This window comes from Pseudomonas sp. MG-9, assembly GCF_018729515.1.
Classification (GTDB): domain Bacteria; phylum Pseudomonadota; class Gammaproteobacteria; order Pseudomonadales; family Pseudomonadaceae; genus Aquipseudomonas; species Aquipseudomonas serboccidentalis.
Map to the genome: position 1 here is coordinate 1 of NZ_JAHHZH010000002.1, position 13,261 is coordinate 13,261.

The window sequence follows — 13,261 nt, forward strand, 5'->3', positions numbered from 1 at the left end:
TTGTTAAAGAGCGGTTGGTTAAGATCTTTCGTCTCAACCGAGGCGCGCATTCTACAGCAGCCTCATTTGCTGTCAAGTGATTATTTTCAGAAGTTTTCGAAGATTTCTTCAACAACTTCAACCACTTGCGCTTCCGATCTCTCGTCAGCGGGAGGCGAATTCTACAGCGTTACACGCTGCTGTCAACACCTCTTTTTCACCGCTTTCGACCGAGAAGATCGAACCGTTAAAAGCGCCAGAAAAACCGGCATTTTCAACGCCTTCCAGGCCTCGATGAACTGAAGCAAGTCACTGTCGAAAATCGTATAACTCATTGAATCTCAAGGAGTTTTCCGTTTCGACTGCGCCGGAAGTGGGGCGAATTATAGACCTCCAGAATCTGCCGTCAACCGTTAATTTCACTTTTCTTTCAATAACTTGCAGACAGGCTAAAAAGCACTCGATTCCTTCTATATAGAAGAGGGAATCAGCTCCCTTCTATATAGAAGGGAGCTCAGAGCACGCCATCGGCTTTCAGCGCAGCCACCACCCCAGCGCCCAGACCCAGCACCCGCTGCAAAACTTCCAGCGTGTGCTCGCCCAGCAATGGCGGTGCACGACGATATTCGACCGGGGTTTGTGAGAGGCGAATCGGACTGGCGACCTGCGGCACCATACCCGCCAACGCGTGGGGCAGTTCGATCGCCAACCCGCGAGCTTTTACCTGCGGATCCTCAAACACCTGCGACAGATCATTGATCGGCCCGCACGGCACGCCCGCCTGCTCCAACTGCGCGACCCATTCGGCGGTGGTCTTGAACACCGTCGCCTGGCGAATCAGCGGAATCAGCACCGCGCGGTTTGCCACCCGCAGCTTGTTCGTGGCAAACCGCGGATCATCTGCCCACTGCGGCTGGCCGGCCACCTCGGCAAACTTGCGGAACTGCCCGTCATTACCCACGGTGAGGATGAAATCGCCGTCGGCCGTAGGAAAATCCTGATAAGGCACGATGTTCGGATGAGCATTACCCAGACGCTTGGGGGCGTTGCCCGTAGTCAGGTAGTTCATCGCCTGGTTGGCCAGGCACGCGACCTGCACATCCAGCAACGCCATGTCGATGTGCTGGCCGCCACCGTCGTGATCACGATGTGCCAGAGCCGCGAGGATCGCCACTGTCGCATACAGGCCGGTCAGGATATCCGTCAGCGCCACCCCCACCTTCACCGGCCCGGCCCCCTCATCACCCTCGGGACGTCCAGTCAGGCTCATCAGCCCACCCAACCCCTGGATCATGAAGTCATAGCCGGCGCGCTTGGCATACGGCCCGGTCTGGCCGAATCCGGTGATCGAGCAGTAGATCAGGTCCGGATTGATCGCCTTCAGCGACTCGTAGTCCAGCCCATAAGCCGCCAAGCCACCGACCTTGAAGTTCTCGATGAGGATGTCCGACTTCGCCGCCAGCTCCCGCACAAGCTGCTGCCCTTCGGGACGCGTGAAGTCGATGGTCACTGACTGCTTGTTGCGGTTGGCCGACAAATAGTAAGCCGCCTCGCTGGTGTTCTCCCCATAAGCGTCTTTAAGGAAAGGAGGACCCCAGGCGCGAGTATCGTCGCCATTGCCCGGGCGCTCGACCTTGATCACCTCGGCGCCAAGGTCGGCGAGAATCTGGCCGGCCCACGGCCCGGCCAGAACTCGCGATAAATCCAGTACCCGCAGATGCGACAGCGCGCCCATGGTCGCTCTCCTGTTAATAGAACGCCTGCAGACCGGTTTGTGCGCGCCCCAGGATCAGTGCGTGGACGTCATGTGTACCTTCATAGGTATTCACCACTTCCAGGTTGACCAGGTGACGGGCCACGCCGAACTCATCAGAGATACCGTTGCCGCCCAACATGTCACGGGCCATACGGGCGATGTCCAGCGACTTGCCACAGGAGTTGCGCTTCATGATCGAAGTGATCTCGACCGCCGCAGTGCCTTCGTCCTTCATGCGACCCAGGCGCAGGCAGCCTTGCAGGGCCAGCGTGATCTCGGTCTGCATGTCGGCCAGCTTCTTCTGGATCAGCTGAGTGGCAGCCAATGGGCGACCGAACTGGTGACGATCGAGGGTGTACTGGCGAGCGGTGTGCCAGCAGAACTCGGCGGCGCCCAATGCGCCCCAGGAGATGCCGTAGCGAGCGGAGTTGAGACAGGTGAACGGGCCTTTCAGGCCACGCACGTCGGGGAAGATGTTCTCTTCCGGCACGAATACGTTGTCCATGACGATTTCACCCGTGATCGACGCCCGCAGGCCGACCTTGCCGTGAATCGCCGGAGCGCTCAGGCCCTTCCAGCCCTTCTCCAGTACGAAGCCACGGATGTCGCCGGCGTCGTCCTTGGCCCAGACCACGAACACATCGGCGATCGGGCTATTGGTGATCCACATCTTGGCACCGGTCAAGCTGTAGCCGCCGTCGACTTTGCGCGCACGAGTGATCATCGCGCCCGGATCGGAACCGTGGTTCGGCTCGGTCAGACCGAAGCAGCCGATCCACTCGCCGGACGCCAGTTTTGGCAGGTATTTCTGTTTCTGCGCTTCAGTGCCAAATTCATTGATCGGCACCATCACCAACGAGGACTGCACGCTCATCATCGAACGGTAGCCGGAATCGACACGCTCCACTTCGCGGGCGATCAGACCGTAGCTGACGTAGTTCAGGCCGCTGCCACCGTATTGCTCAGGGATGGTCGCGCCCAGCAGGCCGACTTCGCCCATTTCGCGGAAGATCGCCGGATCGGTTTTCTCATGGCGGAAAGCTTCGAGGACACGGGGCGCCAGGCTCTGTTGAGCGAACTGGGCGGCGGTGTCGCGGATCATGCGCTCCTCTTCGGTGAGCTGTTGATCCAGCAGCAGGGGATCGATCCAGTTGAAGCTAGCTTTACCGCCCATGAGTGTGTCCTCGCAAATCGGTGAATTAACGTGGCATTGATCCTAGGCCCGGTTCGTCATCGCGGCAAACGAGGATTTCGCATCCTGTTGTGCTAATTTCTCACTCCGAAACGTCGCTGAATGCCTTTTATGCGGCGCATTAGTGAGATTGACGTACATGCGCAGAAAGATCCCCAGCACCACCGCCCTGATCAGCTTCGAGGCCGCCGCTCGCCACGAGAGCTTTACCAAGGCCGCCGAAGAGCTTTCCCTCACGCAGGGCGCGATTTGCCGACAGATCGCCAGCCTTGAGGACTTCCTCAGTGTGGAACTGTTCCGACGCTCGCGACGCGGGGTGAAGCTGACGGAAGCCGGCCTTTCCTACAGCCGTCGGGTTGCCACGCAACTGGACGCCGTCGAGCGCGACACACTTTCGGTCATGGGCCAGCAGGGCGCCAATGTGATCGAGCTGGCAGTGGTGCCAACCTTCGGCACGCAATGGCTGCTGCCAAGGCTCAAGGATTTTCAGCTCAAGCACCCCGAGGTCACGGTCAATCTGACCAACCGCACCCGCCCGTTCCTGTTTGCCGACACCGATTTCGACGCGGCGATCTACTTTGGCGACGCCGATTGGTCGGGTACCGAATCCCACAGGTTGATGGGCGAAAATCCGATGCCGGTGTGCAGTCCCGCCCTACTCGGCAATAGAACACATCTGACACCCGAAGAAATCGCCGAGCTACCGCTACTGCAACAGACCACTCGCCCCTACGCCTGGCGCCAATGGTTCAACTCACAGCACCTGAACATCCCCCGCGACATGACAGGTCCACGCTACGAGCTATTCTCCATGCTGGCCCAGGCGGCCATGCACGACATGGGGATTGCGCTGATTCCGCCGTTCCTGATTCAGCGCGAACTGGCCGAGAAACGTCTGGTGATCGCCAACCCGAATGCGCTCTCCAGCATCAAGGCGTATTACCTGATGATTCCTGAGCGCAAGGTCGAATCGGCATCGCTTAAGGCATTTCGCGATTGGCTGGTCCATCAGGCAAACAGCTACAACCTAGAAGGATAAAGGCCTCCAGCAATTACTAACCCCGTAGTCAGGAAAATCAAAGCCCTACAGATATAAGTATTTGTCGCAAAATCGCAGACTGTATCCGAAAGTCGTACAGACGTCCCACAAGCGCCTGCGGACGTGGCTTTGAGCCTCCATCCGCGACTCATTACGGCCTATTCACGTCGCCGATGAGAAATTTTTTCAAATTCAGCCAGAATCCTTACAAGGCACGGCCCGCAAGGGATTCAACTGGCCATCTGCGACATTCGGTCACGGGATGACTTGTAGTTAATTTTCCGTCACCCGTCATAATCCCTTGAAGGGCATAAAGTTCGCCTGCAAAATGCCGCGCCCCGCCCTGATTTGGCGGGATCGTGCTGATCGGCCGCCCCAGTCGCACCATCCGCAGTGCCTGGGTTTACTCAATAAGATCACGCAGGAGATTTGACGTGCACATTGGTGTTCCTCTCGAAACCCAGACCGGTGAAACACGGGTTGCTGCAACCCCGGAAACCATTAAAAAGCTGATCAGCCAAGGTCATAAGGTCACTGTGCAAACCGGCGCCGGCGTTAAAGCCAGTGTTGTCGACAGTGCCTATGAAGCAGCGGGCGCAACCATTGGCAGTGCCAACGATGCGTTCGGTGCCGAGCTGATTCTCAAAGTGGTCGCTCCCAGCGACGCCGAACTGGCGCTGATCAAGCGCGGCACGGTGCTGGTGGGGATGCTCAATCCGTTCAATAACGAAACCATCGCCAAAATGGCCGAGTGCGGGATTACCGCGTTCGCCCTCGAAGCGGCGCCGCGCACCTCCCGCGCACAGAGCCTGGACGTGCTGTCGTCGCAGGCGAACATTGCTGGCTACAAGGCAGTGTTGCTCGCCGCTCACTACTATCCGCGCTTCATGCCAATGTTGATGACCGCTGCGGGCACCGTGAAAGCGGCGCGCGTGCTGATTCTTGGCGCAGGCGTGGCCGGGTTGCAGGCGATTGCCACGGCGAAACGTCTGGGAGCGGTGATCGAAGCGTCTGACGTGCGTCCGGCCGTTAAGGAACAAATCGAATCCCTCGGCGCCAAGTTCGTCGATGTGCCGTACGAGACCGATGAAGAGCGCGAATGCGCGGTCGGTGTCGGCGGTTACGCGCGGCCAATGCCGGCGAGCTGGATGCAGCGTCAGGCCCAGGCCGTGCACGAACGCGCGAAGCAGGCCGACATCGTGATCACCACCGCGCTGATCCCCGGCCGCAAGGCTCCAACGTTATTGAGCGCGGACACCGTGGCGCAGATGAAGCCAGGCTCGGTGGTCATCGACCTCGCAGCAGCCCAAGGTGGCAACTGCCCGCTGACCGTGGCCGATCAGGTCGTCGTCGAGAACGGCGTGACCATCGTCGGCCCGACCAACCTGGCCGGTGAAGTCGCCGCAGACGCCTCGGCACTGTACGCGCGCAACCTGCTGGACTTCCTCAAGCTGGTGTTCACCAAAGAAGGCCAGTTCGACGTCAACCTCGAAGACGACATCGTCGCCGCGTGCCTTATGTGCCGCGACGGCCAAGTCATCCGCAAAAACGCCTAAGCAGGGATTCAGACGATGGAAGAGCTTATCTCCCCCGGTATCTACAACCTGATCATCTTCGTGCTGGCGATTTATGTCGGTTATCACGTGGTCTGGAACGTTACGCCTGCGCTGCACACGCCGCTGATGGCAGTGACCAACGCCATCTCGGCAATCGTGATCGTCGGTGCCATGCTGGCTGCTGCCCTCACCGTCACCCCGCTGGGCAAGACCATGGGCACCCTCGCCGTGGCACTGGCGGCGGTCAACGTGTTCGGTGGCTTCCTGGTCACCCGCCGCATGCTTGAGATGTTCAAAAAGAAAGCCCCGAAAGCAAAAGAAGAGGCGCCGAAGTAATGAGCATGAATCTCGTCACGACGCTCTACCTGATCGCGTCGATCTGCTTCATCCAGGCCCTCAAAGGCCTATCGCACCCGACCACATCGCGGCGCGGCAACCTGTTCGGCATGCTCGGCATGGCGCTGGCCATCCTCACCACCATTGGCCTCATCTATAAGCTGGGTGCTGAGCTCGCCACGGCCGGCATCGGTTACGTGATCGTCGGCCTGCTGATCGGCGGCACCGCCGGTTCGATCATGGCCAAGCGCGTTGAGATGACCAAGATGCCGGAACTGGTCGCCTTCATGCACAGCATGATCGGTCTGGCAGCGGTATTCATCGCGATTGCCGCGGTGGTCGAGCCGCAATCGCTGGGCATCGTCAAGCAACTGGGCGACTCAATCCCGGCGGGTAACCGTCTGGAGCTGTTCCTCGGCGCGGCGATTGGTGCAATCACCTTCTCCGGTTCGGTGATTGCCTTCGGCAAGCTGTCGGGCAAGTACAAGTTCCGCCTGTTCCAGGGTGCGCCGGTACAGTTCGCCGGTCAGCACAAGCTGAACGCCGTACTAGGCCTGGCGACATTGGTGCTCGGTGTGACCTTCATGCTCACCGGCAACCTCGCAGCGTTCGCGCTGATGCTGGCTCTGGCGTTCGTGATGGGCGTGCTGATCATCATCCCGATTGGTGGCGCCGACATGCCGGTCGTGGTGTCGATGCTCAACAGCTATTCGGGCTGGGCAGCGGCAGGTATCGGCTTCTCGCTGAACAACTCGATGCTGATCATTGCCGGTTCTTTGGTGGGTTCGAGCGGCGCGATCCTCTCGTACATCATGTGCAAGGCGATGAACCGTTCCTTCTTTAATGTGCTGCTCGGCGGTTTCGGCAACACGGCCGACGCTGGCCCGGCCGGTGCGAAAGAAGCCCGTCCGGTGAAATCCGGTTCGGCCGACGACGCGACCTTCCTGCTGACCAACGCCGACACCGTGATCATCGTTCCGGGTTACGGCCTGGCGGTGGCCCGTGCGCAGCACGCGCTGAAAGAACTGACCGAGAAGCTGACCCATCGCGGTGTGACCGTGAAGTACGCGATTCACCCGGTGGCCGGTCGCATGCCCGGGCACATGAACGTACTGCTCGCCGAGGCCGAAGTGCCTTACGACCAGGTGTTCGAGATGGAAGACATCAACTCCGAGTTCGGCCAGGCCGACGTGGTGCTGGTGCTCGGCGCCAACGACGTAGTCAACCCGGCTGCCAAGAACGATCCGAAATCGCCGATTGCCGGCATGCCGATTCTCGAAGCGTTCAAGGCCAAGACCATCATCGTCAACAAGCGCTCGATGGCCAGCGGCTATGCCGGCCTGGATAACGAACTGTTCTACCTGGACAAGACCATGATGGTGTTCGGCGACGCGAAAAAAGTCATCGAAGACATGGTCAAAGCGGTCGAATAATCCACCCCTGCTGCAGCGAACGCCCCGACTTGTCGGGGCGTTTTCGTTTGCGCAAAGCGTCGGACAATTTGCCGCGTTGTTGCAGATCCGGTAACGGTGTTTTACTTGAAATCCGCTAAATAGACGCCTCGTTTGCGACCTTGGTAGCGGGACAGGCGCCCGCGAAATTCAATAGACTGCGCATCCTGCTACTCGCTTCCCGAGAAAATAATCCATGTACCGTGACCGTATTCGCCTGCCTTCGTTGTTGGATAAAGTGATGAGCGCCGCCGACGCAGCCGCTCTGATTGAAGACGGTATGACCGTCGGCATGAGCGGTTTCACCCGCGCCGGCGAAGCCAAGGCCGTCCCTCACGCACTGGCCGAGCGAGCCAAGGTCACGCCGCTGAAGATCAGCCTGATGACCGGCGCCAGCCTGGGCAACGACCTCGACAAGCAATTGACCGAGGCCGGCGTGCTGTCGCGGCGCATGCCGTTTCAGGTCGACAGCACCTTGCGCAAGGCGATCAACGCCGGCCAAGTCATGTTCATCGACCAGCACCTGTCGGAAACCGTCGAACAACTGCGCAACCAACAATTGAAGCTGCCGGACATCGCGGTGATCGAAGCCGTGGCCATCACCGAACAAGGCCACATCGTGCCGACCACCTCGGTGGGCAACTCGGCGAGCTTCGCGATTTTCGCCAAGCAGGTGATCGTCGAGATCAACCTGGCGCACAACGCCAACCTCGAAGGCCTGCATGACATCTATATCCCGACCTACCGCCCGACCCGCACGCCGATCCCGCTGGTAAAGGTCGACGACCGCATCGGCAGCACTGCGATCCCGATTCCACCGGAGAAGATTGTCGCCATCGTCATCACGCAGCAGGCGGATTCACCGTCCACGGTATCGACACCGGATGTCGACACCAACGCCATCGCCGAGCACCTGATCACTTTCTTCAAGCAGGAAGTCGACGCCGGCCGCATGACCAATAAGCTCGGCCCGTTGCAGGCCGGGATCGGCAACATCGCCAACGCGGTGATGTGCGGTCTGATCGACTCACCGTTCGAAGACCTGACCATGTACTCCGAAGTGCTGCAGGACTCGACCTTCGACCTGATCGATGCGGGCAAGCTGAGCTTTGCCTCGGGCAGCTCGATCACCCTGTCGGAGCGGCGCAATAGCGACGTGTTCGGCAATCTGGAGAAGTACAAGGACAAACTGGTACTGCGTCCGCAGGAGATCTCCAACCATCCGGAAGTAGTGCGCCGTCTCGGCATCATCGGCATCAACACGGCGCTGGAGTTCGACATCTACGGCAACGTCAACTCCACCCACGTCTGTGGCACGCGGATGATGAATGGTATTGGTGGTTCGGGTGACTTCGCGCGCAACGCGCACCTGGCGGTGTTCGTGACCAAGTCGATCGCCAAGGGCGGGGCTATTTCCAGCGTGGTGCCGATGGTCAGCCACGTCGACCACACCGAGCATGACGTCGACATCCTGGTGACCGAAGTCGGTCTGGCCGACCTGCGCGGCCTGGCCCCGCGCGAGCGCGCCCGGGTGATCATCGACAACTGCGTGCACCCCGATTACCGCCAAGCGCTGAATGATTACTTCACCGCCGCCTGCGCCATCGGTGGTCATACCCCGCATATCCTGCGTGAAGCCCTGAGCTGGCACATCAACCTGGAAGAAACCGGACGCATGCTCGCGGTGTAACCACACAAGCAAACCGCTGATGCAAACACAGTTTGTGTCAGCGGATTTGTCTCTCCATCTCATACGACAAAAAACTGTACTACTGTACCGGTGTTTTCCTGCAGCTTTTACCCACCCCTCCCCTCGAAATGAGCAAAAATGCACCACATAAGTGCGGACAGGTACAGTTTGCTCAATTTTGACCCGTACACCCCCTATAAACAGTTAACTGGTCACTCACAATACAGTTGAACTGTATCTAGAGAGACTAGGCAAACGAGAGGATCATGGGCACCAGTTAAACCACTACCTGATCCCGCCACAAGCGGAAGGATGTCAACCATGGAACGTACACTCAGTTCCGAACTGTTCTTCGAAGACAAAGCTGCAAAAAACCAGGCTTCCCTGCCTCTGCGCGTTATCGCCAACCTGATGTTGTGGCAGCGCCGCATCTCCAGCCGCCACCAACTGGCTCGCCTGGATTCGCGTCTGCTGGCTGACGCCGGTATCAGCGAAGCACAACGCTACGAAGAGCTGAGCAAGCCGTTCTGGCGCTAAGTAGCGTCGCTGGCTCTGGTCGTTAGACCCACCGCCAGCAACCCGAATTGAACAAACAAAACCCGTCGCGGGAAACCGCGACGGGTTTTGTCGTTTCAGGGTTTGAAAAACGCCCACACAGCCACCCACAGAAGGAACAGGTACAGTTTATAAAAACAAAAATCTGAACCAGTACAATTTTACATCGGTGTATCTGCTCCCCCACCCTGCATCCGGCGCAGCATGTCCTTAGCCCCTCTCGGCTTAAGGAATACGCCATGAAAGACTTACAGAATGTTTCAACAATTTCGATTCAACCGCCCGTTCGCGTGCACCCGCTGCGACGCCTGCTGCGTGGCTTGTGGCAAGGGCTTGAGCGCGCCAGAACGCGGCGCCTGCTGGCTCAGCTTGATCAGCGCGACCTCGCGGACATGGGGCTCAGTCACGCCGATCGGCTCAACGAATTGGAGAAACCTTTCTGGCGCTAGCACTCTGCCCACTGTCCGAACCTCGCGCGCAGGCCTAATATCCATGACAGAACGTGGCGAATCTTCTGTAACCCGCGTCTGACTCATCAGACACAAGCCACCTCTCAATACGGTTTACTTTCAGGAGATACACCATGTCCCGACTTCGCCTGCTCAGCGCTGCCGCCTTGCTGGCCGTGGCAGCCAACGCCAGCGCCTCCAGCTTCATCGTGACCACCGACGCCGTGGTTGGCGCGCTGAAGTCTTCTTCGGATGCCACTTCCGACGTCAGCTCCTCGCTGCGTGACAACAAAGTCGTAATCGCTGCCCGTGAAGACGCTGCCAGCTTCGTTGCCAGCCAAGGCCAGATCCGCGGTGTGAAACTGGAAAGTGCCCTGGACCTTATCCGCCATCAGGCACCGCAATTGAACGCGACCGACGCACAGCTGGCGCAAGCCATTCTGGCGATCTGATCCGTCATTGCAGCAAGGGACACGCCAGTCGTGTCCCGATGTTTCACCGCTGGCTCTGGCCCGGGCATTACGCTAGCCTTGAGACTCGCTAACCGTTATCGAGTCCCATGCGTTTTCTGACCAACCTGCTTATCCCTTCTGCCTTGATCAGCGCCTGCTGGGCGACATCGGTCGATGCGTTTGATGTCTCCACGCAGAACACCGTGGTGACGGTGTGGGCCACCGGAATGGTGTCTTCCGCGCCATTCGACCGTAAACTGTTGATCGCCGCTCATGATGACGCGGCAGCGTTTGTTGCCAGTGATGGTGAATTGCGAGGCGCGCAGCTCGAATCCGCGCTGCATTACCTGCGCAAATCCCGAGCAAAACTTCATGTCAGCGACCTTGAACTGGCACAGGCAATTCTCGTCCAATAGTTATCCCAGTCCTTCGTTATCATTGCCCCTCCGGAGTCGTTCCATGCGTAGCCCGCTGATTGCTGCCGCCCTTGGCCTGTTTTTGTTGGCCGACGTGGCCCAGGCGCACACCCTGGTAGCCACCAGTAACATCATCGTTCGTGCCTCCCAGCGCACTATCGATTTCACCTCCGATACCACTACGTCGATTCGCGATTCGAAAATCATCCGCGAAGCTCACGACGATGCGGCCAGCTTCGTTGCCACCAACGGCGATATCCGCGGTGCGCACCTGGAAGCCGCCCTCAATACCTTGCGCACGCGCGTGCCGGAAGCCCGCGACGCCAGTGATCAGGTGCTCGCCGAAGCCATCCTCGCACTGTGAAGTCATTCGGTGCCTGGCTGCTGGCCGGGGCGTTGTTGCTGCTTGGCAACAGCGCCCACGCCAGCCTGCAATTGCGGCTCAAGACCGACGGCCTGAACCCCGCTCAGCAGCAGGCCAGCCAGGCGCTGCTCGATGAAGCGATGCAAAAACTGCCGCCCAGCTTCGTCGAACAGCTGGACCGCCGCATCGACGTCGGCTGGACCGACGACATGCCGGGCAACGCCTACGGCCAGGCGACCCTGGTTGCCGAACTCGACCTGAACCGCAAACTGCTTGCCGGCCTCACCGACGGCAGCGCGGCCAACGAGAAAACCAACCGCCCCCACGGCACGGTGCGTCAGGAACTGCTGGCGACAGTGCTGCACGAACTCACCCACATTTATGACCGCGCGCGCCTGTGGCCCGCCGCCGAGCGCACGCTGATCCAGCGCTGCACCCGCCGCAGCAACAGTGCCGGGCTGATCGGCATTCCCGATGATTGCCGTGGCCAGACTGAGCGGCGCTTCACCCTCAGCGATGACCCGCGCCTGCTCGACCTCGCCGGTTGGCAACAATACGTCGGGCGCCGCGGCGAGCGTGAACAGCACAACCGTCAGGTGGCCCGCAGCCCGGATCTGTACGAGATCTCCAGTCCGAAAGAGTTTGTCGCGGTCAACATGGAGTATTTCCTCCTCGACCCGAGCTATGCCTGTCGGCGTCCGGCACTCTATCGCTACTACAAGGAACGCTTCGGCTGGGCACCGCCGGCCAAGGACACCTGCAGCAACACCTTCGCCTTTCTCAACGCCGGCAACGACTTCGCCAAACAGCCCTTGGGGCAGGTCGATCCGGAACGGGTGTATGCCGTCGACTACCTGCTGGCCGAAGCCAACCAGAACTGGGTCAGCCGCTGGGGCCACAGCATGTTGCGCCTGGTGATCTGTGCGCCGGGCCGACCACGTGGCCCGGATTGCCGACTCGACCTGGATCAGCATCTGGTGCTGTCCTACCGCGCCTTCGTCGGTGACGTGCAGCTGTCGAGCTGGGACGGGCTGGTCGGCAAGTACCCGTCGCGGCTGTTCGTGCTGCCGCTGGCGCAGGTGATCGACGAGTACACCAAGACCGAACTGCGCAGCCTCGCTTCGGTGCCACTGAACCTCTCGCGTACCGAGATTGAAGAGGTGGTCGAACACGCCGCCGAGATGCACTGGAGCTACGACGGCAACTACTTCTTCCTGTCCAACAACTGCGCCGTGGAAAGCCTCAAGCTGTTGCGCAGCGGCAGCAATAACAAGCAACTCGTCGGCCTCGACAGCATCATGCCCAACGGTTTGCTGGAAGTGATGAAGGGTCGCGGGCTGGCCGACACCAGTGTGCTGGACAACCCCAAGGAAGCACTGCGCCTGGGCTATCGCTTCGACTCGTTCCGCGATCGCTATCAGGCGATGTTCGATGTATTGAAGAAGCAGTTGCCGATCCAGCAGACCACGGTTGAGGACTGGCTATCGTTGTCGGCCGAAGAACGCCGGCAATGGTTCGAACGGGCGGACCTGCGCACCAGTGCCGCGTTACTACTGCTGGAACAGGCGAGCTATCGCCGGCAGTTGCTGCTGGCCCAGGATGAGGTCAAGCAGCGCTACCTCGGCGCCCGTGAACTGGAAAACGGTGGCATGGACAAAGCCAACGCCACCCTGCAGGAAATTCTCGCCAACAGCGGCTTCCTCAGTCGTCCGGCGGAACTGCTCGACAGCCGCGGCTACGGTCTGCCGCAACCGAGTGAGTTCAAGCGTCTGCAAGACGAAAGCAGCCAACGCCAGAAACAACTGCTGGCGCTGAGCGGCGATCTGGACAAGGAAGTGCGCAAGTTGCTGGAACCCAAGCGAGCGGCCGAGATTGCTGCCAGCGAAGCCAACGTGAAGCAGATCGGCGAACACCTGCGCAAACTGCACAAGGCAGCCGGCGGGCTGGAATTGCCTTAAAAAAACGAAAGATCGCAGCCTGCGGCAGCTCCTACACAATCCATGTAGGAGCTGCCGCAGGCTGCGAT

At 59.7% G+C, this 13,261-nt stretch carries 14 protein-coding genes; 12 read left to right on the forward strand and 2 right to left on the reverse strand.

The genetic code is table 11. The features are described 5' to 3' along the window. Positions 1-282, forward strand: a 282-nt coding sequence (locus tag KKQ10_RS04635; protein ID WP_215500396.1) for a hypothetical protein, incomplete at its 5' end; no start/stop codon positions are given. A 211-nt stretch (positions 283-493) separates the two neighbouring features. On the opposite strand, the gene KKQ10_RS04640 is transcribed toward KKQ10_RS04635, so the two are convergent. Then, the gene (locus tag KKQ10_RS04640; protein WP_215500397.1) at positions 494-1,714 is read right to left on the reverse strand and encodes a CaiB/BaiF CoA transferase family protein; all 1,221 of its coding nucleotides are present in this window, start codon (positions 1,712-1,714) and stop codon (positions 494-496) included. A 13-nt stretch (positions 1,715-1,727) separates the two neighbouring features. Next, complete coding sequence (locus tag KKQ10_RS04645; RefSeq protein WP_123470295.1) at positions 1,728-2,909, reverse strand: acyl-CoA dehydrogenase; 1,182 nt, start codon at positions 2,907-2,909, stop codon at positions 1,728-1,730. A 157-nt stretch (positions 2,910-3,066) separates the two neighbouring features. On the opposite strand from KKQ10_RS04645, the gene KKQ10_RS04650 reads away from it, so the two are divergent. The 11 genes from KKQ10_RS04650 to KKQ10_RS04700 all read left to right on the forward strand — a co-directional run bounded on the left by KKQ10_RS04650 (position 3,067) and on the right by KKQ10_RS04700 (position 13,193). Then, the gene (locus KKQ10_RS04650; RefSeq protein ID WP_215500398.1) at positions 3,067-3,966 is read left to right on the forward strand and encodes a LysR family transcriptional regulator; all 900 of its coding nucleotides are present in this window, start codon (positions 3,067-3,069) and stop codon (positions 3,964-3,966) included. A 434-nt stretch (positions 3,967-4,400) separates the two neighbouring features. Continuing rightward, positions 4,401-5,522, forward strand: coding sequence for a Re/Si-specific NAD(P)(+) transhydrogenase subunit alpha (locus KKQ10_RS04655; RefSeq protein ID WP_025112356.1), 1,122 nt, complete (start codon positions 4,401-4,403; stop codon positions 5,520-5,522). A 15-nt stretch (positions 5,523-5,537) separates the two neighbouring features. After that, positions 5,538-5,858, forward strand: a complete 321-nt coding sequence (locus tag KKQ10_RS04660; protein ID WP_003220416.1) for an NAD(P) transhydrogenase subunit alpha part 2 — start codon at positions 5,538-5,540, stop codon at positions 5,856-5,858. Next, a complete protein-coding gene (locus KKQ10_RS04665; RefSeq protein WP_007962843.1) occupies positions 5,858-7,291 on the forward strand; it encodes an NAD(P)(+) transhydrogenase (Re/Si-specific) subunit beta in 1,434 nt (477 codons plus the stop codon). The genes KKQ10_RS04660 and KKQ10_RS04665 overlap by 1 nt, the downstream gene beginning before the upstream one ends. A gap of 214 nt (positions 7,292-7,505) precedes the next feature. Continuing rightward, entirely contained in the window at positions 7,506-8,999 is a 1,494-nt protein-coding gene (gene scpC, locus KKQ10_RS04670) for a succinyl-CoA:acetate CoA-transferase ScpC (RefSeq protein ID WP_215500399.1), read from the forward strand. Positions 9,000-9,320: 321 nt separating this feature from the next. Then, a complete protein-coding gene (locus KKQ10_RS04675) occupies positions 9,321-9,536 on the forward strand; it encodes a DUF1127 domain-containing protein (RefSeq protein ID WP_007962833.1) in 216 nt (71 codons plus the stop codon). A 257-nt stretch (positions 9,537-9,793) separates the two neighbouring features. Next, a complete protein-coding gene (locus tag KKQ10_RS04680; protein WP_215500400.1) occupies positions 9,794-10,003 on the forward strand; it encodes a DUF1127 domain-containing protein in 210 nt (69 codons plus the stop codon). A 134-nt stretch (positions 10,004-10,137) separates the two neighbouring features. Next, positions 10,138-10,455 carry a DUF2388 domain-containing protein gene (locus KKQ10_RS04685; RefSeq protein WP_215500401.1) on the forward strand — a complete coding sequence of 106 codons (318 nt, stop codon included), beginning with the start codon at positions 10,138-10,140 and terminating at the stop codon, positions 10,453-10,455. Between the two features lie 107 nt (positions 10,456-10,562). Further along, complete coding sequence (locus tag KKQ10_RS04690) at positions 10,563-10,871, forward strand: DUF2388 domain-containing protein (RefSeq protein WP_127649333.1); 309 nt, start codon at positions 10,563-10,565, stop codon at positions 10,869-10,871. Between the two features lie 43 nt (positions 10,872-10,914). Continuing rightward, a complete protein-coding gene (locus KKQ10_RS04695) occupies positions 10,915-11,235 on the forward strand; it encodes a DUF2388 domain-containing protein (protein ID WP_007911662.1) in 321 nt (106 codons plus the stop codon). Then, on the forward strand, positions 11,232-13,193 hold the full coding sequence (locus tag KKQ10_RS04700) for a DUF7844 domain-containing protein (RefSeq protein WP_215500402.1): 1,962 nt from the start codon (positions 11,232-11,234) through the stop codon (positions 13,191-13,193). The genes KKQ10_RS04695 and KKQ10_RS04700 overlap by 4 nt, the downstream gene beginning before the upstream one ends. Positions 13,194-13,261: the final 68 nt, after the last annotated feature.

What these genes read in the sequence shown, in the direction of transcription:
- KKQ10_RS04680 (WP_215500400.1), top strand. Translation starts at nt 9,794, where the DNA reads ATGAAAGACTTACAGAATGTTTCAACAATTTCGATTCAACCGCCCGTT.
- KKQ10_RS04690 (WP_127649333.1), top strand. Translation starts at nt 10,563, where the DNA reads ATGCGTTTTCTGACCAACCTGCTTATCCCTTCTGCCTTGATCAGCGCC.
- KKQ10_RS04660 (WP_003220416.1), top strand. Translation starts at nt 5,538, where the DNA reads ATGGAAGAGCTTATCTCCCCCGGTATCTACAACCTGATCATCTTCGTG.
- KKQ10_RS04695 (WP_007911662.1), top strand. Translation starts at nt 10,915, where the DNA reads ATGCGTAGCCCGCTGATTGCTGCCGCCCTTGGCCTGTTTTTGTTGGCC.
- KKQ10_RS04645 (WP_123470295.1), bottom strand. Translation starts at nt 2,909, where the DNA reads ATGGGCGGTAAAGCTAGCTTCAACTGGATCGATCCCCTGCTGCTGGAT.
- KKQ10_RS04640 (WP_215500397.1), bottom strand. Translation starts at nt 1,714, where the DNA reads ATGGGCGCGCTGTCGCATCTGCGGGTACTGGATTTATCGCGAGTTCTG.
- KKQ10_RS04650 (WP_215500398.1), top strand. Translation starts at nt 3,067, where the DNA reads ATGCGCAGAAAGATCCCCAGCACCACCGCCCTGATCAGCTTCGAGGCC.
- KKQ10_RS04675 (WP_007962833.1), top strand. Translation starts at nt 9,321, where the DNA reads ATGGAACGTACACTCAGTTCCGAACTGTTCTTCGAAGACAAAGCTGCA.
- scpC (WP_215500399.1), top strand. Translation starts at nt 7,506, where the DNA reads ATGTACCGTGACCGTATTCGCCTGCCTTCGTTGTTGGATAAAGTGATG.
- KKQ10_RS04685 (WP_215500401.1), top strand. Translation starts at nt 10,138, where the DNA reads ATGTCCCGACTTCGCCTGCTCAGCGCTGCCGCCTTGCTGGCCGTGGCA.
- KKQ10_RS04665 (WP_007962843.1), top strand. Translation starts at nt 5,858, where the DNA reads ATGAGCATGAATCTCGTCACGACGCTCTACCTGATCGCGTCGATCTGC.